The 18,832-nt window shown below is 67.4% G+C and carries 18 protein-coding genes; 13 read left to right on the plus strand and 5 right to left on the minus strand.

Annotated elements, in window-relative coordinates; translation table 11 throughout:
- Nucleotides 1-3: 3 nt before the first annotated feature.
- Nucleotides 4-693: a metal-dependent transcriptional regulator gene (locus tag NV2_RS23480; RefSeq protein WP_067878549.1), complete on the minus strand. Its 690-nt coding sequence runs from the start codon at nucleotides 691-693 to the stop codon at nucleotides 4-6.
- Between the two features lie 229 nt (nucleotides 694-922).
- Between NV2_RS23480 and NV2_RS23485 the strand changes: the two genes are divergently transcribed.
- The 4 genes from NV2_RS23485 to NV2_RS23500 all read left to right on the plus strand — a co-directional run bounded on the left by NV2_RS23485 (nucleotide 923) and on the right by NV2_RS23500 (nucleotide 6,344).
- A complete protein-coding gene (locus NV2_RS23485) occupies nucleotides 923-1,882 on the plus strand; it encodes a bifunctional riboflavin kinase/FAD synthetase (protein WP_067878477.1) in 960 nt (319 codons plus the stop codon).
- 141 nt (nucleotides 1,883-2,023) lie between these two features.
- On the plus strand, nucleotides 2,024-2,293 hold the full coding sequence (rpsO, locus tag NV2_RS23490) for a 30S ribosomal protein S15 (protein ID WP_067878480.1): 270 nt from the start codon (nucleotides 2,024-2,026) through the stop codon (nucleotides 2,291-2,293).
- A gap of 381 nt (nucleotides 2,294-2,674) precedes the next feature.
- Nucleotides 2,675-4,963, plus strand: a complete 2,289-nt coding sequence (locus NV2_RS23495) for a polyribonucleotide nucleotidyltransferase (RefSeq protein ID WP_067878483.1) — start codon at nucleotides 2,675-2,677, stop codon at nucleotides 4,961-4,963.
- 64 nt (nucleotides 4,964-5,027) lie between these two features.
- Nucleotides 5,028-6,344, plus strand: coding sequence for a M16 family metallopeptidase (locus NV2_RS23500; RefSeq protein WP_067878553.1), 1,317 nt, complete (start codon nucleotides 5,028-5,030; stop codon nucleotides 6,342-6,344).
- A gap of 122 nt (nucleotides 6,345-6,466) precedes the next feature.
- Here NV2_RS23500 and NV2_RS23505 read toward each other — a convergent pair whose 3' ends face one another.
- Entirely contained in the window at nucleotides 6,467-6,802 is a 336-nt protein-coding gene (locus NV2_RS23505; RefSeq protein ID WP_067878485.1) for an ArsR/SmtB family transcription factor, read from the minus strand.
- A gap of 98 nt (nucleotides 6,803-6,900) precedes the next feature.
- On the opposite strand from NV2_RS23505, the gene NV2_RS23510 reads away from it, so the two are divergent.
- The 4 genes from NV2_RS23510 (at nucleotide 6,901) to NV2_RS23525 (ending at nucleotide 10,847) form a co-directional block, all read left to right on the plus strand.
- Nucleotides 6,901-8,103, plus strand: a complete 1,203-nt coding sequence (locus NV2_RS23510) for an MFS transporter (RefSeq protein WP_067878488.1) — start codon at nucleotides 6,901-6,903, stop codon at nucleotides 8,101-8,103.
- 118 nt (nucleotides 8,104-8,221) lie between these two features.
- Nucleotides 8,222-9,337, plus strand: coding sequence for an alcohol dehydrogenase catalytic domain-containing protein (locus tag NV2_RS23515; protein ID WP_067878555.1), 1,116 nt, complete (start codon nucleotides 8,222-8,224; stop codon nucleotides 9,335-9,337).
- Between the two features lie 263 nt (nucleotides 9,338-9,600).
- Complete coding sequence (gene dapB, locus NV2_RS23520) at nucleotides 9,601-10,356, plus strand: 4-hydroxy-tetrahydrodipicolinate reductase (protein ID WP_168436180.1); 756 nt, start codon at nucleotides 9,601-9,603, stop codon at nucleotides 10,354-10,356.
- Nucleotides 10,353-10,847: a hypothetical protein gene (locus NV2_RS23525; protein ID WP_067878493.1), complete on the plus strand. Its 495-nt coding sequence runs from the start codon at nucleotides 10,353-10,355 to the stop codon at nucleotides 10,845-10,847. Before dapB ends, NV2_RS23525 begins: the two co-directional genes overlap by 4 nt.
- Nucleotides 10,848-11,004: 157 nt before the next feature.
- Here the strand turns inward: NV2_RS23525 and NV2_RS23530 are convergent, their stop codons facing one another.
- Nucleotides 11,005-12,102, minus strand: a complete 1,098-nt coding sequence (locus tag NV2_RS23530) for an FAD-dependent monooxygenase (protein WP_067878497.1) — start codon at nucleotides 12,100-12,102, stop codon at nucleotides 11,005-11,007.
- A gap of 198 nt (nucleotides 12,103-12,300) precedes the next feature.
- Here NV2_RS23530 and NV2_RS23535 point away from each other — a divergent pair, with 198 nt between their 5' ends.
- Nucleotides 12,301-13,020: a TetR/AcrR family transcriptional regulator gene (locus NV2_RS23535; RefSeq protein WP_067878500.1), complete on the plus strand. Its 720-nt coding sequence runs from the start codon at nucleotides 12,301-12,303 to the stop codon at nucleotides 13,018-13,020.
- Between the two features lie 90 nt (nucleotides 13,021-13,110).
- Nucleotides 13,111-14,688 carry a class I adenylate-forming enzyme family protein gene (locus NV2_RS23540; protein ID WP_245662750.1) on the plus strand — a complete coding sequence of 526 codons (1,578 nt, stop codon included), beginning with the start codon at nucleotides 13,111-13,113 and terminating at the stop codon, nucleotides 14,686-14,688.
- Between the two features lie 20 nt (nucleotides 14,689-14,708).
- Here the strand turns inward: NV2_RS23540 and NV2_RS23545 are convergent, their stop codons facing one another.
- Together NV2_RS23545 and NV2_RS23550 are read right to left on the minus strand one after the other, a co-directional pair.
- A complete protein-coding gene (locus NV2_RS23545; protein ID WP_067878503.1) occupies nucleotides 14,709-15,542 on the minus strand; it encodes an SDR family oxidoreductase in 834 nt (277 codons plus the stop codon).
- 64 nt (nucleotides 15,543-15,606) lie between these two features.
- Nucleotides 15,607-16,557 carry a GlxA family transcriptional regulator gene (locus NV2_RS23550; protein WP_067878506.1) on the minus strand — a complete coding sequence of 317 codons (951 nt, stop codon included), beginning with the start codon at nucleotides 16,555-16,557 and terminating at the stop codon, nucleotides 15,607-15,609.
- 71 nt (nucleotides 16,558-16,628) lie between these two features.
- Between NV2_RS23550 and NV2_RS23555 the strand changes: the two genes are divergently transcribed.
- From NV2_RS23555 to NV2_RS23565, 3 genes are all read left to right on the plus strand, one after another.
- Nucleotides 16,629-16,964, plus strand: a complete 336-nt coding sequence (locus NV2_RS23555) for a cupin domain-containing protein (RefSeq protein ID WP_067878508.1) — start codon at nucleotides 16,629-16,631, stop codon at nucleotides 16,962-16,964.
- A gap of 123 nt (nucleotides 16,965-17,087) precedes the next feature.
- Complete coding sequence (locus NV2_RS23560) at nucleotides 17,088-17,426, plus strand: hypothetical protein (protein ID WP_067878511.1); 339 nt, start codon at nucleotides 17,088-17,090, stop codon at nucleotides 17,424-17,426.
- Between the two features lie 229 nt (nucleotides 17,427-17,655).
- The gene (locus tag NV2_RS23565; protein WP_067878513.1) at nucleotides 17,656-18,786 is read left to right on the plus strand and encodes an NADH:flavin oxidoreductase; all 1,131 of its coding nucleotides are present in this window, start codon (nucleotides 17,656-17,658) and stop codon (nucleotides 18,784-18,786) included.
- Nucleotides 18,787-18,832 lie beyond the last annotated feature (46 nt).

The following is an 18,832-nucleotide window of genomic DNA, read 5'->3' on the forward strand; positions in this document are numbered from 1 at the left end:
GGCTCAGGTGGTCAGCCAGATTGCCTCTGCGGCAAGACTTCCCAGATCGAGGGTTTGTTCGCCGATCCGCACTGCGATGGTGCCGGCGAAGTCGCGCCGCTCCACCACGGTGATCACGGTGTCCAGGGCGATTCCGACCTCGTCGAAATACCGCAGCATCGCGGGATCGAAATCCGAGATACGGGCGACGCGGCCGCGTTGCCCGGCCTGGAAGTCGCTGAGCTGATGCGCTGGAGGCGTGGGCACCGCGCCGTCGACCGACGGAATGGGGTCGCCGTGTGGATCGCGGTCGGGGTGGCCGAGTTTGGCGTCGATGCGCTCGATGAGGGTTTCCGAGACCGCGTGCTCGAGGATCTCGGCCTCGTCGTGCACTTCGTCCCAGCCGTAGCCGAGCTCGTTGACCAGGAAGGTCTCGATCAGCCGGTGCCGTCGGACCATGGCGACGGCGGCGCGGCGGCCGTCCTCGGTGAGGGTGATCGCGCCGTAGCGGGCGTGTTCGACCAGCCCCTGATCGGAGAGTTTGCGTACCGCCTCCGACACGGTGGAAGCCGACACCCCGATGCGTTCGGCCAGCAGTTTGGTCGACACCTTCTCCTGCGACCACTCCTGCGCGCTCCAGATCACCTTCAGATAATCCTGAGCGACAGACGACAGCGAGACAGCCACATTCGCGCCGCTCCCGTCTGCGCCCACACCGGGAGCCGGCGGCGCCGCGTTGGGCTCCGCCAACTCACGTCGAGTCGCGACATCACGTTTTCCGGGCACGTATCGAGCTTAGCGGTGGGAGCGACGCGGCTGGAGGAGGCAGCCTGCGTTACCACGGAGGCCGCCGCGGACACCGCCGTCGGGTACAGCGGTGGGAGCGACGCGGCCGGAGGAGGCAGCCTGCGGTTCGTCAGCGCGCTTGCGTAGGCTTCCGGGTGTGCAGAGATGGCGAAGTCTCGAGGAAATGCCACCGGACTGGGGTCGGTGCGTGCTCACCATCGGCGTGTTCGACGGTGTCCATCGCGGTCACGCTCAGTTGATCAGCCGTGCGGTGAAATCCGCTGCGGTGCGCGGTGTTCCCTCTGTGCTGATGACCTTCGATCCGCATCCGATGGAGGTGATCCGCCCGGGGTCGCATCCGGCGCAGCTCACCACGCTGCCCCGGCGTGCGGATCTGGTCGAGGAGCTCGGTGTCGACGTGTTCTGCGTGATGCCGTTCACCCAGGACTTCATGAAGTTGTCGCCCGATCGCTACGTGCACGATCTGCTGGTGGAGAAGTTGCATGTCGCCGAGGTCGTCATCGGTGACAATTTCACGTTCGGTAAGAAGGCCGCCGGCACTGTGGACACGATGCGCGAGCTGGGTGGCAAGTTCGGTTTCGAGGTGGACGGGGTGACCCTGGTCGGTGAACACGCCGTCACCTTCTCCTCCACCTATATCCGTGCCTGTGTCGATGCCGGCGATATGGCTGCCGCGGCCGATGCTCTGGGCCGCCCGCACCGGGTCGAGGGGGTGGTGGTGCACGGTGACGGCCGTGGTCGTGAGCTCGGCTTCCCGACCGCCAATGTGGCGCCGCCGATGCATGCGGCGATTCCCGCCGACGGCGTGTATGCCGCCTGGTTCACCGTCCTGACTACCGACGAGGCGGGTCTGACCCGGCCGGGGCAGCGCGCGATGGCCGCGGTCTCGGTGGGTACCAATCCCACGTTCTCCGGTCGGGCCCGCACCGTGGAGGCGTTCGTCCTCGATACCGACATCGATCTGTACGGCCAGCACGTGGCGGTCGATTTCGTGCAGCATCTGCGTGGGATGCTCCGTTTCGATTCGGTCGAGGAGCTGGTGGCCGAGATGAACAACGATGTCACCCGTACCCGGGAGATCCTCGCTGCCGGCTGAGTCTCGGCGCGCGGGGGCGGATTGGGGCTGGTGAGTGGGGTCCGGTAGGGTGGCTCGTCGGGTTTGCTGCGGTTCGCGGTGGCGCCCGCCCGGATTTTCCGGGTCCTTCGAGCGCGGACTGAAATATCAAGGAGTGAATTCGTGGCTCTGACCACCGAGCAGAAGAAGGCGATCCTCGCCGAGTACGGCGTGCACGAGACGGACACCGGTTCCCCGGAGGCCCAGATCGCCATGCTGACCAAGCGGATCTCGGATATCACCGAGCATCTCAAGCAGCACAAGCACGATCATCACACCCGCCACGGCCTGATGCTGCTCATCGGCCGTCGCCGTCGCCTGTCGAAGTACTTGCAGGCCAAGGACATCACCCGGTACCGCACCCTGATCGAGCGGCTCGGGCTGCGTCGTTGATCTGTTCACGCCGGTACGGACGTGAGCGAGACGCGCTGACATTCGCAGGTAGCTGACGCGATGCCGACGGGGAGGCATAGACTCTCCCCGTCGGCTTGTCGTATATCGGCACCGCACCAGCCGTATGCACCCGCACGCGTGGCGTCGGTCTTCGGTAGTGGCCTTTCGGCGAGCGCCGGCGGGCTTCGATCGTTGACCGCCTCCGCGTCGCCGGTTCCACGGGGGATCGGCCGGGTGTGCGCCGCAGCAGCCAGGAGGGCTGCCACGCGCCCGAGCCCGGGTACGGCTGACCCTGTGCAGGGAAAACCGCAGCGCAGGGACACCCGCCGGATCGCGCCCAGCAGCGCTGGATCCGGCAAGACGAGAGGTTGAGACAGAAATATGAGCGAATCCCAGACCACTTCCGCCATCGAGGTCGAACCCGGTGTGTTCGAATCGGTGGCGCTGATCGACAACGGCACTTTCGGCACCCGCACGGTGCGTTTCGAGACCGGGCGCCTGGCCAAGCAGGCCGCCGGCTCCGTGGTCGCGTACCTGGACGACGAGACCATGCTGCTGTCGGCCACCACGGCCGGTAAGCATCCCAAGGACCAGTTCGACTTCTTCCCGCTGACGGTCGATGTCGAGGAGCGGATGTACGCCGCGGGCCGTATCCCCGGCTCGTTCTTCCGTCGTGAGGGCCGCCCCTCCACCGACGCGATCCTGACCTGCCGCCTGATCGACCGTCCGCTGCGCCCGTCGTTCGTCGACGGTCTGCGCAACGAGATCCAGGTCGTCGTCACGGTGATGAGCCTGGACCCCAACGATCTGTACGACGTGGTCGCCATCAACGCGGCCTCGGCGTCCACGCAGATCTCCGGTCTGCCGTTCTCCGGCCCGGTCGGTGGCGTGCGCGTCGCGCTGATCAACGGCCAGTGGGTCGCGTTCCCGACTGTCGAGCAGCTCGAGGACGCGGTGTTCGACATGGTCGTCGCGGGCCGGGTCGTCGAATCCGGTGACGTGGCCATCATGATGGTCGAGGCCGAGGCCACCGACAAGGTCCTCGCGCTGGTCGAGGACGGCGCGCAGGCGCCGACCGAAACCGTCGTGGCCGAGGGCCTCGAGGCCGCCAAGCCGTTCATCGCACGGCTGTGCAAGGCGCAGGCCGATCTGGCCACCCTGGCGGCCAAGCCGACCGAGGAGTTCCCGCTCTTCCCGCCGTACGCCGACGACGTGTACACCGCCGTCGAGGGCACCGCGAAGACCCCGCTGAACGAGGCGTTGTCGATCGCCGGCAAGCAGGAGCGCGACGACCGCACCGACGAGATCAAGCTCGAGGTGCTCTCGGCGCTGGCCGAGGATTTCGAGGGCCGTGAGAAGGAGATCGGCGCGGCGTTCCGCTCGGTCACCAAGAAGCTGGTCCGCCAGCGCATCCTGGCCGACGGTTTCCGCATCGACGGTCGCGGCCTGGCCGATATCCGTGCTCTGTCCGCCGAGGTCGCGGTCGTGCCGCGGGCGCACGGCTCGGCGCTGTTCGAGCGTGGTGAGACCCAGATCCTGGGCGTCACCACCCTGGACATGGTGAAGATGGCGCAGCAGGTCGATTCGCTCGGCCCGGAGACCAGCAAGCGCTACATGCACCACTACAACTTCCCGCCGTTCTCCACCGGTGAGACGGGCCGCGTGGGTTCGCCCAAGCGTCGCGAGATCGGCCACGGTGCGCTCGCCGAGCGTGCGCTGGTGCCGGTGCTGCCCTCGCAGGAGGAGTTCCCCTACGCCATCCGCCAGGTGTCGGAGGCACTGGGGTCCAACGGTTCGACCTCGATGGGGTCGGTCTGCGCCTCGACGCTGTCGCTGCTGAACGCCGGTGTGCCGCTGAAGGCCCCGGTCGCCGGTATCGCGATGGGTCTGGTGTCGGACACCGTCACCAACGACAAGGGTGAGCAGGAAGTCCGCTACGTCGCCCTGACCGACATCCTCGGTGCCGAGGACGCGTTCGGTGACATGGACTTCAAGGTTGCCGGTACCCGCGAATTCGTCACCGCGCTGCAGCTCGACACCAAGCTGGACGGTATCCCGTCCAAGGTGCTCGCCGGTGCGCTGAACCAGGCCAAGGATGCTCGCTACACCATCCTGGACGTGATGGCCGAGGCCATCGCCACCCCGGACGAGATGAGCCCCTACGCCCCGCGCGTCACCGCGATCAAGATCCCGGTCGACAAGATCGGCGAGGTCATCGGACCCAAGGGCAAGATGATCAACCAGATCACCGAGGACACCGGCGCCAACATCTCCATCGAGGACGACGGCACCGTGTTCGTCGGCGCGACCGACGGCCCGTCGGCGCAGGCCGCGATCGACGCGATCAACGCCATCGCCAACCCGCAGCTGCCGAAGGTCGGCGAGCGTTTCCTGGGCACGGTCGTCAAGACCACCGCCTTCGGCGCGTTCGTGTCGCTGCTGCCGGGCCGCGACGGTCTGGTGCACATCTCGAAGCTGGGCAACGGCAAGCGGGTCGGCAAGGTCGAGGACGTGGTCAACGTCGGCGACAAGATCCGGGTCGAGATCGCCGATATCGACAACCGTGGCAAGATCTCGCTCGTCCCGGTGGTCGAAGAAGATACGGCGGAAGCACCCGCCGAGGCTGCGTCCGACGCACCCGCCGAGCAGGTTTCCGCCTCCGCCGAGTAGATAGTTGGATGTGACGAAGAAGAAATCCGCCCCCTTGCTCACACCCGAGCAGGGGGGCGCTTCGCTGGTCCTCGCTGCGGACGGTTCTCCGTCCGACAGCGGGGTACGGCGTACCGTGCTGCCCGGCGGCCTGCGGGTCGTGACCGAACATGTGCCCAGTGTCCGATCGGCCTCGATCGGTGTCTGGGTGGGTGTCGGATCCCGTGACGAGACCCCGACGGTTGCCGGTGCCGCTCATTTCCTCGAGCATCTGCTGTTCAAGGCGACTCCCACGCGTTCGGCGTTGCAGATCGCCGAGGCGGTGGATGCGGTCGGCGGTGAGCTCAACGCGTTCACCGCGAAGGAGCAGACCTGCTACTACGCGCACGTGCTCGACGATGATCTGCCGTTGGCGGTCGACGTCGTGTCCGATGTGGTGCTCAACGGGCTGTGCCGGTCGGCCGACGTCGATCTCGAACGCCAGGTGGTGCTCGAGGAGATGTCCATGCGCGACGACGACCCGGAGGATCTGGTCGGCGACAGCTTCCTCACCGCCCTGTTCGGCGATCATCCGATCGGCCGCCCGGTGATCGGTTCCATCGATTCGATCGAGCAGATGACCTCCACCCAGTTGCGTGGTTTCCATCAGCGTCGTTACCGGCCGGACCGCATGGTCGTGGCGGTGGCCGGAAACGTGGAACACGAGCACACGGTGGAGTTGGTGCAGCATGCCTTCGCCGCACGGCTCGACCCGGCGTGCGATCCGGCGCCGCGCCGCGAGGGCATGTTCCGGGGGCGCACCGCACCGCAGTTGTCGCGCAGCTTCCGCGACAGCGAGCAGGCGCATCTGGTGTTCGGCGTGCGTGCGTTCGGCCGGCACGAAGGGCACAAGCGCTGGCCGCTGTCGGTGCTGAACACGGTGCTCGGTGGCGGTTTGAGTTCGCGGCTGTTCCAGCGGATCCGGGAGGAGCGCGGTCTGGCGTACTCGGTGTACTCCAGCGTCGACACCTTCGCCGACACCGGTGCTTTCTCGGTGTATCTCGGCTGCCAGCCCGAAAATCTGGGCGAGGTCACGAATTTGGCCCGCGCTGTCCTGGAAGAGGTTGCGGCGGACGGGATCACCGACGCCGAATGTGCGCGCGCGAAGGGCTCACTGCGCGGGGGGCTGGTGCTGGGGCTCGAGGATTCCGGCTCGCGGATGAACCGGATCGGCCGCAGCGAACTCAGTTACGGCAACCACCGCAGTGTCTCGGAGACCTTGGCCCGTATCGATGCGGTCACTACGGCCGAGGTGTCGGCGATCGCCCGAAGTCTGTTGGCGCGCCCGTACGCGGCGGCGGTCGCCGGGCCCTACCGTCGCACCCGTGAGCTGCCCGGCGCGGTCCGGCATCTGGTGCACTGAGGACGTAGCGGGTGGAGTCGGCCGCGGCCGACAGGGGAGCCCGGTGGGGCGATCGCCACGAGGGGAGCGTGTCGCGATGGGGCGTCCGGCGCTGCGCAGACCAGGTGCCCGGTGCAGTCGTCTCAGCGGCGGTCGGTCTCGTCGGCGGCGTTGGCGGCCCCGACTATCGCGGTGATCAGCCCCGGAAGTTCCTGCTCGACTTCCGTGGCCCGCAGGCGCGCGAAGGTCTGCCCCTCGGCGGTGATGCGCTCGGTGAGCCCGGCTTCGCGCAGGATCTTCAGGTGGTGTGTGGCGGTCGACTTGTTGATGGTGTCGTAGAGCAGCCCGCAGCGCACCGGGCCGCCCGCATTGCTGAGTCGGCGCACCATCTCCAGCCGCACCGGATCGTGGAGGGCGCCGAGCACCTCGTGCACGCCGGCAACCGGATGGTATTCCACTGTCTTGTTGGATTCGCTCATGATCTTTCTCACGGGATATTCGGTTTGATGGGAATCAAACCACGGTTACGGTGAGTTGAGTTCGATCACAATCAAACTTACCTGATGGGGAGGATTCGATGGCCGCAACGATGGCAGTTGCACCGGCGCCACGAGCCACGCAACCCTGGGCCTACGCCCTGATCCTGGTCGCCAGCGCGGTGGCGCTGGGAGTATCGGGTGCACCCGCACCGCTCTATGGCCTGTATCAGCAGGAATGGCATTTCTCCCCGCTTACCACCACGATCGTCTTCGCGGTCTACGCGGTCGCGGCGCTCGCGGCGGTGCTGGTGTCGGGCAAGGTGTCCGATGTGGTCGGCCGCAAACCTGTGCTGCTGGGTGCCCTGGTCACGATGGTGATCGGTCTGGTCGTATTCCTGTTCGCGGACAACGTCGCGATGCTGCTGGTGGCCCGGGCCCTACATGGCATCGCGGTCGGTGCGACCGTGGTGGCCAGTGCGGCCGCGCTGTTGGATCTGCGCCCGCGACATGGTGCGCGCTCCGGCCAGCTCACCGGTGTGGCGTTCAATGCCGGTATGGCCGTGGCGATCCTGGGCTCGGCGCTGCTCGCGCAGTACGTACCGCATCCGCTACGTACCCCGTATGTCGTGATCACCGCGGCCTGCCTGCTGATCGGTGTCGGTGTGGTGGCGATGACCGAAACCCACACCGCCCGGGTGTCCGGACCCATCCGGATCGCGAAACCGGCCATCCCGCAGGAGATTCGCGCCGATTTCTGGTTCTCGGCGCTGGGTGTGATGGCCGCTTGGTCGGTGCTGGGCGTCCTGCTGTCGTTGTATCCGTCGCTGGCTTCGGAGAAGACCGGTGTGCACAATCTGGTGTTCGGCGGTGCCGTGGTGGCCTCGACCGCGACTGCGGCGGCCTTGGCGCAGCTGTTCGCGACCGGGATTCCGGCGGTGCGTGCGGCGGTCGGCGGTGATGTCGGCATGGCGGTCGCGCTCGTGCTGACCCTCCCTGCCCTGGCCACCCACAACTGGGTGGTGGTGCTGGTGGCCGGTGTCCTGCTCGGTGCGACCTTCGGACTCGGCTTCGGCGGCTCGCTGCGGCACCTGTCGAATGTGGTGCCGCAACACAAGCGCGGCGAAACGATGTCGGCGTACTACCTGCTGGCCTATACGGCGATGGCGCTGCCGACCGTGCTGGCCGGCTGGGCGGCCACCCAGTGGGGGATGGGCACCATCTTCCCGTGGTTCGTGGTGATCGTGGCGCTGGCTTGCCTGGGCGCCGCCGCCCTGGGCGTGCGTGGCAGCCGGAATCGCTGAGACCGCCGGGTGCGCGGCGCCGGTCGCACCGGGTTCGCGCTACGGAGCTGCGCCGGCGGCCGCGTTCGAGCGGACCGATCCGGCGCCTGGAATCCGGTCGCCCGGTAGCGTCGGCCTCATGAAGATTCGTGGTGCTGTGCTGGAGCGGATCGGGGACCCTGTTCCCTACGCCGAGTCGACCCCGATCGCGATCGAGGAACTGGAGCTGGGCGAGCCGGGGCCCGGTGAGCTGCTCGTGCGGATCGAGGCGGCCGGTCTGTGTCACTCGGACCTGTCGGTCGTCGACGGAAACCGGGTGCGACCGGTGCCTATGCTGCTCGGCCACGAAGCCGCGGGTCGGGTGGAACAGCTCGGCCCGGGGGACAGCGATCTGCGGATCGGGCAGCGCGTGGTGATGACCTTCCTGCCGCGCTGCGGTGACTGCGCGGGCTGCGCCACTGGCGGGCGCACCCCGTGCGTCCCCGGCAGTGTGGCCAACAACGACGGCGAGCTGCTCGGCGGCGGGCGCCGGCTGCACCGCGGCGACGAGCCGGTCCACCACCACCTCGGCGTCTCCGGGTTCGCGACGCACGCGGTCGTGGACCGGCGCTCGGTGGTCCCGGTCGACGACGACGTCCCCCCGGAAGTCGCCGCCGTCCTGGGGTGCGCGGTTCTCACCGGCGGTGGGGCACTGTTGAATTCGGCGCCGCCGCGCCCCGATGACCGGATCATGGTGGTCGGGCTCGGCGGCGTGGGGATGGCCGCGGTCCTGGTCGCCGCGTCCCTGCGCGACAGCCTCGGCGGTGAGGTCATCGCCGTCGACACGGTTCCCGAAAAGCTCACGCTGGCCCGCGAGCTCGGCGCCACCCGGGCATTCACCCCCGCCGAGGTAGTCGAGCAGGGGGTGGTGGCCGAGGTCGTGGTTGAAGCGGCGGGCAATGTGCGTGCCTTCGACACCGCGGTGACCGCCACGGCACCCGGCGGCACCACCGTCACCGTCGGACTGCCGCACCCCGATGCTCGCGCGAGTATTTCCCCGCTGAGCTTGGTGGCTCAGGGGCGCTCGATCGTCGGCAGTTATCTCGGATCGGCGGTGCCGTCGCGCGACATCCCGAAGTATGTCGAGATGTGGCGGGCGGGCAAGCTACCGGTCGAACGCCTGGTGTCCGCGCGTATCGGTCTCGGCGAGATCAATCGTGCGATGGACGAGCTGGCCGCTGGTCACGCACTGCGTCAGGTGATCGTGTTCGACTGACGTATCGGCGGTCCGGACGGATCGCCGATACGCCGGCGATGCGCAGTTCACCGAACCCGGTCCGGGGCGAGCAGCCGGTGCTGAGTTGCCGTGTGCCCGGTCGGCGACCGGCCGGAGCGCTTGCCGGGTGATTCAAGTGACTTCCGGGCGACCGGTGTGACGGCGGCCGAACACCCGCCCGATAGGCTTCGAGGTAACGGCAGCGTCGGCCACGGCACTCGAGGGCATGTGACCGCATCGGCACGGTAAGTGAGGAGTTCACGGTGACAACGAACCGGATCCGGGTGGGCGTGCTCGGCGCGCAGGGCAAGGTCGGACAGGCCATCTGCGATGCGGTCGAAGCGGCCGGTGATCTGGAGCTGTCCGCCGGTGTGGACAAGGGCGATGCGCTCGACGCGTTCACCGAGTCGGACACCCGGGTGGTCGTGGACTTCACCCACCCCGACGTGGTGATGCCGAATCTGAAATGGCTGATCGAACACGGTATCCATGCCGTCGTCGGCACCACCGGCTTCGACGAGCCCCGCCTCGAGCAGGTCCGCGGCTGGCTCGCCGACAGCCCCGGCACCGGTGTGCTGATCGCCCCCAACTTCGCTATCGGTGCCGTGCTGTCGATGAAGTTCGCCGAACAGGCCGCCCGCTGGTTCGAATCGGTCGAGGTCATCGAGTTGCACCACCCGAACAAGGCCGACGCTCCCTCGGGTACCGCATACCGCACCGCCGGCATCATCGCCGATGCCCGCAAGAAGGCAGGTGTGGGCCCGAGCCCCGATGCCACCACCACCGAACTCGACGGCGCCCGCGGCGCGAGCGTCGACGGCGTGCACGTGCATTCGGTGCGGCTCGCGGGTCTGGTCGCTCACCAGGAGGTGCTGTTCGGTACCCAGGGGGAGACTCTCACCATCCGCCACGACTCGATCGACCGCAGTTCCTTCGCGCCCGGTGTGCTGCTGGGTGTGCGTGAGATCGGTACCCGGCCGGGCCTGACCGTCGGACTCGATCCGCTGCTCGACCTGTGAGTGCCTCCGAACGCGACAGCGGCCGGCAGGTGCTGCGCACCGTCGGCCTGCTGGCCTTCCTGGTCGTCGCGCTGGCCTTCTATTTCATCCTGCTGGGCCGCATCGCCATCGAACTGATCGGCACCGGTAAGGGCGCCGCAATCGGCATGGGTGTCGGCGTGCTGCTGCTGCCGATCGTCGGCGTCTGGGTGGTCGGTGCCAGTATCCGCGCCGCCCTGGCTCATCAGCGCTTGGCCCGCCGTATCCACGACGAGGGCCTCGAACTCGACACCTCCGAGCTGCCCCGCCGCCCGTCCGGCCGCCTGGAGAAGTCCGCCGCCGACGAACTGTTCGAACAGGTAAAGAAGGAATACGAAGCCGACCCGGACAACTGGCGCACCAACTACCGTGCCGCCCGCGCCTACGACTACGCGGGCGACCGGACCCGGGCACGCGAGGTCATGCGGCGTGCGGTGGAGCTGGAACGGGCCGAACGCAACGCCGCTCCCTGAGCGTTCGACGCGGTGCGTTCGGTCTGTCGGTGAAAGTGTGTCAGGCGCGACCGGTGTCGGCCCGAGCCGCTGCGACTGGTCTACCGGTCGGTGTGGCGGCCCATTACCTGCGGCGTTCGAGCCGGCGGCGCGCATTGGCTTTCGCACCGGTCGGTATTTACAACGTCCAGGTATAGGTGGGGGTGATCGAGCGACCGAACAGTGCGGCCGGCAGCAAGGGAAGAGTGGCGTCGCGTAACGTGTTGAGCGTCGGCGAATTCCAGTGCGCGGGAGCGCCCGCCCGCCGCGAGAGCCGGGCTACTGTCCGGGTGCGCGGTCTGCGCACGCGATCGTATTCGGTCACGCCCGCCTCCACGCCGAGCCGGTCCACCATATCGGCGAGGCTCACCGCGTCCTCGAGCGCTTGGCATGCGCCCTGTCCCAGGTTGGGCGCCATCGCGTGGGCCGCATCCCCGACGAGAGCTACCTTGCCGACGACATAACTGCGCAGTGGCGGCAGTTCGTAGGTGTCATGCTGCAGGACGTCGCCCGCCGTAGCGCCGTTCAGCAGATCCGGCACCGGGGCACACCAGTGTGAGAACCGCGTACGAAGCTCGTCCAGACCTGCGTGGGAACCCGCTGGGGCATTCGCCATCGAATAGCAGTAGGTCCGGCCGTCGGGCATGGGGGCATATCCGAAACGTTCCCCGCGCCCCCAAATTTCGGCGCTGGCGGTCACCGGAAGTGGTGTGAGCAGTCGCCAGGTCGTATATCCGAGGTAGCGCGGCCCGGGGGCCTGTGGCCACGCGGACCTCCGGGTCACGCTGTGCACGCCGTCGGCACCCACCACCAGATCTGCCGAGGCGGTGCCACCATCGTGGCGGACAGTGCCGTCGGCCAGTACCTCGTGCACGGTTGTCCCCGGCCGTAGCACTGCATGCGGGATGAGGCCACGCAGGGCGTCCACCAGGGCTGCGCGATGCAGGGTGGCCCAGGGGCCGAAACGGTTTCGCAGGGCGTCGGTGTCGTTGTGGACCAGCCAGGCGCCGTCCACGCGGCGGATTCCAGTCAGCGGCTCGGCCGGAGTTCCGTGCACGAGGTCGCCGAGGCCGAGCGTGTCGAGGGCTCGGCGACCGTTGGGTTGAATCGACAGGCCCGCACCGATTTCGGTGAACTCGGGCGACCGTTCGAGCACCTCGACCTCCCAGCCGCGTTGATGAAAAGCCACTGCGGTGGCGAGCCCGCCGATACCACCGCCGACGATCAAGGCCTTCATCGCCGGCCCCCTCCGGTGTGGGCGGATCTGGACTGTTGCCACCACGCCGCAGCGATCAGCAGGGTGACCAACAGCAGGATTCGGTACCGGCGCTTCACGGCAGTCTCCTAGAGGTAGTAGATTTACTTAGAGGCATTAAACAAACATAGAAGCTCTAGGATGTCAACGGATAGCAGGAACGAGAGAAGGGGTGCGTCGATGGCGACACGCACGGCGGGACGGCGCGAGCGAATCCGCAAGGCGACGGTGGCGGAGATCCATGCGGCGGCCCGTACGCTCCTGATCGACAAGGGCTCGGCCGCGGTAACCGTCAACGCCGTCGCCAGGCAGGTCGGGATGAGTGGCCCGGCCCTCTATCACTACTACGACAACCATGACGCCCTGGTAGGCGCGGTGACCGCGGAGTTCTTCGACGAGCTGACCGCGGTGATGGAGCAGGCCCGAGACGCACAGGCCGATGCTCCGGTCGGCGACCGCATCCTGGTGGTCTGCCGTGCCATGCGTGCCTGGGCGGTCACTCATCAAGCCGAATTCGGTTGGATCTTCGCCGCGCCGATCAGCCCGGCCAACCGGAACACCGACTCCGGGCGTCATCGGGCCGGCAGGCGGTTCGAGCAGGTCCTGCTGGAGCTGACGGTGGAACTGTGGCAGACCCGCCCCTTCCCGGTTCCCGAGCTCGGCGACCTGCCCGGTTCGCTCGCCGAACAGCTCGACACCTACTCGGCGCTGACGGACCATCGGCTACCGCCTGCTGCCGCACACGTCTTCCTGACCTGCTGGATCCGGCTCTACGGCCTGCTGTGTATGGAAGTCCTGCACCAACTCGACTTCGCCTACTCCGACTGTGAACCCCTCTACGAGCAATGCCTCGGCGAGATAGGCAGGGCGCTCGGCCTGGGGGACGGATCCCGCGGGTGAGGTGTGTGGCCCTATCCTCGACAGCGATAGGCGATGGAGGTGGTCACGGCGATGAGTCGCGCAACGGATGAGATCTTTCCAGGGAGCTATGTGTCTTCGACCGATCCGTACGACGGGTTGTCGATCGGTGAGATCGTCGGCCGGTGGTCCCGGTCGATTCCACAGGAGCCGGCATTCATCACCGCCAGTGGTTCGACCACATGGAGCGAATACGACCGATGGGCCGACGAATTCGCAGACGCGGTCCGTGACACAGGTGGTTGGCGATCGCGGGTCGCGCTGCTGCTACCCGACACTGCCACTGTGCATGCCGCGCTGTGCGGATGCTACCGCGCGGGCCGGATCGCCACCGCGATCGGAATTCGGGCCGGGATACGCGAGATCGCCCACACCATGCGGCGCACCGAGTCCACGGTGCTGGTCACCGTAGCCGCCGTCGGTGACCGCTCGTGGCAGGAGCTGGTCGAGCAGCTGGGCACGGAGGGGGTGTTTCCGAGCACTGTGGTGATCGCCGATGAACAGCCGGGCGCCCTCACCCGCCATCGGCGGTCCGAACCGGCGTGTTCCGAAACCGCCCCGGCGGGGGGTTCTTTCGCGCCATCGGATATCACGATCCTGAACTCGACTTCCGGTACCACCGGATTGCCCAAGGTGGTTGCGCACAACGAACGAAGATGGACCGCCTTTGCGCACGAGGCGATGCTGGGCGCGCGGATCGGCCCCGACGACGTGGTGTGCTCGGTGGTTCCGGCGCCGTACGGATTCGGCCTGTGGTCGGCACATTTCCTCCCGGCCCTGCTCGGCATACCCGTGGTCGTGACCGCGCGGTTCGATGCCGACGAGGTCGCGATGCTGATCGAACGGGAGCGTGTCACCGTATTGTGTTGCGTCAGTACGCAGTTCAAGATGTTGCTGCGCGCACCGTCGGTGCGAGACCGGGATCTGTCGAGCCTGCGCGTGCTCTACACCGGAGGTGAGGCCGTACCCTACGGCGACGCCCGCGAATTCGAGGAGCGCACCGGGGCGAAGGTGCTGCAGTTCTACGGCTCCAACGAGTGCGGCGCGGTGAGCCGCACCACCGTCGACGATGATTCCGAAACCCGGCTGCGTACCAGCGGCCGGATCCTTCGTGCTGCGAATGTCCGGATACTCGACGAAGACGGCGTCGACGTGGTCGGTGCGGTCCGCCGCGGCCGCCCCGCGGTGTCCGGGCCGACGGTTTCGGCAGGGTACTGGGACGATGCGGACGCCAACGCCGAACTGTATACCCGCGACGGATGGATGCTGCTCGGCGATATCGTCGAAATCGATGCGCAGGACCGGTTACGCGTGGTCGGTCGCACCTCCGATTTCATCATCCGCGGTGGCAAGAACGTGTCGGTCGCCGAGATCGAGCAGCAGGTACGGGATCATCACGCGGTGACCGACGCCGCCGTCGTCGGCATTCCCGACGAGGTCTACGGCGAACGTGTCTGTGCGGTCGTCGTTCTCGCCGACGGCCTTGCTCTCGACCGGGAAACCCTGGCAGGCGACCTCGAATCCCGTGGTGTGGGCAAGGAATACTTTCCCGAATACGTGGTCGTGGTGGACCGGCTGGAGTTGGGGCCCGGCGGTAAGACCGACCGCGCGGCGGCGCGCGCCGCGGCGATGCGTGCACTGAACGGGTAGTGGTGCGGTCCTGCTGCGGTTCAGCGGAAAGCGTCGGCGTTCTCGGCGACCCACTGCCGAAACGGTGTGGCCGGTCGACCGGTGACACGCGCAACCGTGTCGCGCACCTGCAGCAGTTCGGCATTGACATCACCGCCCGTCACATCCAGCACGGCATCCGCGGCCTCGGCGCCGAATGCGGCCACCATGCCGGAATATGCTTGGTCACGGCTGATCTCGACGAATTCGATCTCTCGTCGCAACTCGGCGGCGACAGCCGCCGCCTGCTGCCGTGCCGAGATCGGTTCGGGTCCGGTGAGAGCGTATTTCTGCCCACGGTGGCCCGGCTCGGTGAGGGCGACGCGTGCCACGGACGCGATATCCGCCGGATGGATGGTGGGCAGGCCGATATCGGCGAACGGTGCACGGACGGGCCGATGTTCACCGATGCCTTCCGCCCACATCAGGGTGTTCGAGGCGAACTGTGTCGGCCGCACGATCGTCCACTCCATGCCGCTGTCCTCGAGCAGTCGCTCGACGGCGGCATTCTCGGCGGCCGGGCCCAGATGCGGATGGGTCTGCACGGTGATCGACGACACCAGTACCACATGGTCGACACCGGCTTCGCGTGCGGCGGCGATGATATCGGCATCCGGTCCGATCCGCGAGACGAGGAACAACGAACGTGCCCCGTCCATCGCGGCCTTCACCGAAACATGGTCGGTGAGATCGCCTTCGGCAATCTCGACCCCCGGAGGGAACGCGGCCCGCGACCGGTCCCGAGTGAGCCCGCGCAGCGGCCCGGCGCCGACGGCACTCAGTTGCTTCAGCAGTGCGCTTCCGATGTTGCCGGTCGCTCCGGTGACAAGAATCATTGCTCGTTCTCCCGTTCGTGACGATCAGTCGAGGGAGACCGTACGACCTCGAGCCGACTCGAGGTCAAGCCTCGCGCGACCCGCGGAAAGCGCGCCGGTACGCACTCGGTGTAGTACCCACCTGATCCCGGAATCGCCGCCGCAGATTCACCGCCGAGCCGAGGCCGACCCGGGCGGCAATGGCGTCGACCGGTAAATCGCTCTCCTCCAGCAAGTGTCGCGCCTGCGCCACCCGCCGGGACAGCAACCACCCGCCCGGGCCGGTGCCGAGCTGCTCGGTGAACCGGCGCGCCAGCGTACGGGGTGAGACATTGAGATGTGCGGCCATATCAGCGACCGACAGCGAGCTGTCGAGCTGCCCCTCGGCCCATTCCAGCAGACCGTTCATCTCGTCGTCGGCGGCGGCGGGTTGCGGTGGTGCGTACTGGATCTGCCCGCCGTCGCGATGCGGCGGCAGCACCATGTGCCGTGAGATGAGGGCAGCGTGCCCGGCGCCGTGGTCGGCACGGACCAGATGCAGGCACAGATCTATTCCGGCGCCGGCCCCGGCGCTGGTGGCCACATCACCGTGATCCACGTACAGCCGATCCGGTTCCACTCGAACCTGCGGAAACTCGCGCGCCAACTGCCTGGCCCGCGCCCAGTGCGTCGTCGCGGCGCGACCGTCCAGCAGGCCGGTGCGAGCCAGCGCGAACACGCCGGAGCAGATCGTGACCAGTCGGGCGCCCCGGGTATGTGCGCGAATCAATGCCTGCCGGACCGGGGCCGGCAACGGTGTCTCGACGGGGAGCCAGCCGGGAATGATCACCGTATCCGCCGAGTCCAGCGCCGACAGATCCCGCTCCACCGCGATTGCGTATCCCGCGCTGGTCGGTACCGGGCCCGGAAGCTGCGTGCAGACCTCGAACTCGTAGAACTGCGGGACGCCGTCTCGCAGCGTCCCGAAGACTTCCACGGCGCAACCGAGTTCGAACGTCGACTGCACCGGTCGCACCAACGCCACCACACGATGCATGGCAAGATTGTACCCCTGGATGTCATCTATGACGCTGTCGATCGCCGCTCGCCTCCGGCACCGTGGCAGCTATGAGTCACGAAATCCTCGCTCAACCCGGCTACACCTCGACCACCACCGCCGAGGTACGCGCCCGCGAACTCTTCCCCGGAATCCGGATACGCCCCCTGTGGCAGAGCCCCACCGGCGCCCATGCCAACGTGGTCGAAATCGACCCCGGCGCCACCTGGCCGCATCGCGACGTCCATCGACCGGGCCCCGAAGAGGTCTATGTCGTGGCGGGCACCTTCAACGACGGCGCGCGCGACTATCCGGAGGGGACATTTCTGCACGCACCAGCGGGAAGCTGGCACATCCCCGCGAGCACCTCCGGGTGCACCCTGTTCGTGTTCTACCCGGAGGGATAACCGCTCCGACGCGGGACCGAATGCTCTGCAACGGCTTCGGAGCTCCCGAACGCTCCGCAATGCGGTCGCAGGTTGATAGGCTCGAGGAGCGCACCGGTCGGCACGACGCAAGGGAGAGCAGCAATGCGGGAGGTCTTGGTCGCCGAGGTTCGGTCGGATCGCGAACCGCGATCGGCTCAGAAGGCGCGGTCCAGTGAGAACTTCTCCCTGGCCGAGGTTCCGGAGGAAGCGGACGGTCTCCTGTGGCGTACCGGCCCGGGCACCGAACAGATCCGGTTCAGCGTCATGGTCGATGTGCGGGCCAACTACGATCGACGCGTACTGTCGAATATCGTCTCCGGTGCGAAGACCCGTATGCCGATGGAGCGGAAGTCGTTGTCGCGCCGCGGGTTCTATATAGCCGAACCCTCCGGGGCCACACAGGATTTCATCGTTCAGGTCTACGCGCTCGTCCCCGAGTAACCACGTACGTCATCGGAGTGGGCTCGCAGACGATCAGGACATCCTCGGGTGAGTACTGCAGGTCGGCTCGTGGACCCCTTCGCGACACCGGATACTGCGCCTCGAGACCGTAACCGGTCGGGTCCACGGTGTAGCCGCGGCAGGCCGGCGGACGTATTCCTGTGCGAGCGGACCGGAAGAAATCTCACAGCCCGGAATAGCCGTCGAACCGCACACGGTTGCTTCGCCTGTGACCGATACATCGCTGCCCGTCGACGGCCTGTTCGAGCCGCTGGACGTGAAATCGCTGCACCTGCCCAATCGCTTCGCCATGGCGCCGATGACTCGCATGTTCTCCCCGGACGGCATTCCCACCCAGGATGTCGCGGAGTACTACCGGCGGCGTGCGGCGGGCGGTGTCGGGCTGATCATCACCGAGGGCACCTATATCCCGGACCGGGCTGCCGGGCCCGATACCTCCGTGCCGCGCCTGTACGGGGAACAGAGCCTGGCGGGCTGGAAAGCGGTTGTCGATGCGGTGCACGGTGCGGGCGGGCAGATCATCCCGCAGTTGTGGCATCTCGGTATCGCGCGCGGTGACAAGCCGGAACTCGAGCCGGATGTCGAATCCGTCGGTCCCTCGGGGCTCGGCCTCGACGGTGCCCCGGCCGGCCGCGCACTGACGGCCTCCGACCTCGAAGCGTTGCGTAATGCCTGGGTCGACGCCGCGGTCGACGCGAAGGCGACCGGATTCGACGGCATCGAACTGCACGGTGCGCACGGCTATCTGCTCGACCAATTCCTGTGGGAGCGAACCAATGTCCGCTCCGACAGCTACGGCGGTTCGCTGGAGAACCGGGTGCGCTTCCCCGCCGAGGTCGTCTCCGCGATCCGCGACGCCGTCGGCCCCGAGTTCGCGATCGTGTTCCGGTACTCGCAGTGGAAATCCAGTGACTACCGCGCCCGCATCGCCGCGAACCCCGACGAACTGGCCCGCGTGCTCACTCCGCTCGTCCAAGCGGGAGTCGACGTCCTGCATCCGTCCACCCGCCGCCATTGGGAGCCTGCATTCCCCGAACTGCCCGGCCCGGACGGCGAATTGGGCCTGGCCGGGTGGACGAAGAAGATCACCGGACTACCCACGATCACCGTCGGCTCGGTCGGCCTCGACAAGGTGTTCACTACGACCTTCACCGGTGAGGGAGATTCGAAGGTCACACGCATCGACCGACTGCTGGAGCAGCATGCCGAGGGTGAATTCGATGTGGTGGCACTGGGCCGTGCCCTGCTCGCCGACCCCGAATGGGTCCGCAAGCTGCACGAGGGCCGCAGTGACGAGCATGTCGCCTACCGGCAGGAACACCAGCAGACGCTGACGTAGACCGCGCAGGACGGCCGTGCCGGGGGCAATGAGCTGCAGCGGAGGT

The organism is Nocardia vermiculata NBRC 100427 (assembly GCF_001613265.1).
Classification (GTDB): domain Bacteria; phylum Actinomycetota; class Actinomycetes; order Mycobacteriales; family Mycobacteriaceae; genus Nocardia; species Nocardia vermiculata.

What these genes read in the sequence shown, in the direction of transcription:
- NV2_RS23495 (WP_067878483.1), top strand. Translation starts at nt 2,675, where the DNA reads ATGAGCGAATCCCAGACCACTTCCGCCATCGAGGTCGAACCCGGTGTG.
- NV2_RS23505 (WP_067878485.1), bottom strand. Translation starts at nt 6,802, where the DNA reads ATGAGCGAATCCAACAAGACAGTGGAATACCATCCGGTTGCCGGCGTG.
- NV2_RS23510 (WP_067878488.1), top strand. Translation starts at nt 6,901, where the DNA reads ATGGCCGCAACGATGGCAGTTGCACCGGCGCCACGAGCCACGCAACCC.
- NV2_RS23515 (WP_067878555.1), top strand. Translation starts at nt 8,222, where the DNA reads ATGAAGATTCGTGGTGCTGTGCTGGAGCGGATCGGGGACCCTGTTCCC.
- NV2_RS23530 (WP_067878497.1), bottom strand. Translation starts at nt 12,102, where the DNA reads ATGAAGGCCTTGATCGTCGGCGGTGGTATCGGCGGGCTCGCCACCGCA.
- NV2_RS23535 (WP_067878500.1), top strand. Translation starts at nt 12,301, where the DNA reads ATGGCGACACGCACGGCGGGACGGCGCGAGCGAATCCGCAAGGCGACG.
- NV2_RS23545 (WP_067878503.1), bottom strand. Translation starts at nt 15,542, where the DNA reads ATGATTCTTGTCACCGGAGCGACCGGCAACATCGGAAGCGCACTGCTG.
- NV2_RS23550 (WP_067878506.1), bottom strand. Translation starts at nt 16,557, where the DNA reads ATGCATCGTGTGGTGGCGTTGGTGCGACCGGTGCAGTCGACGTTCGAA.
- NV2_RS23555 (WP_067878508.1), top strand. Translation starts at nt 16,629, where the DNA reads ATGAGTCACGAAATCCTCGCTCAACCCGGCTACACCTCGACCACCACC.
- NV2_RS23560 (WP_067878511.1), top strand. Translation starts at nt 17,088, where the DNA reads ATGCGGGAGGTCTTGGTCGCCGAGGTTCGGTCGGATCGCGAACCGCGA.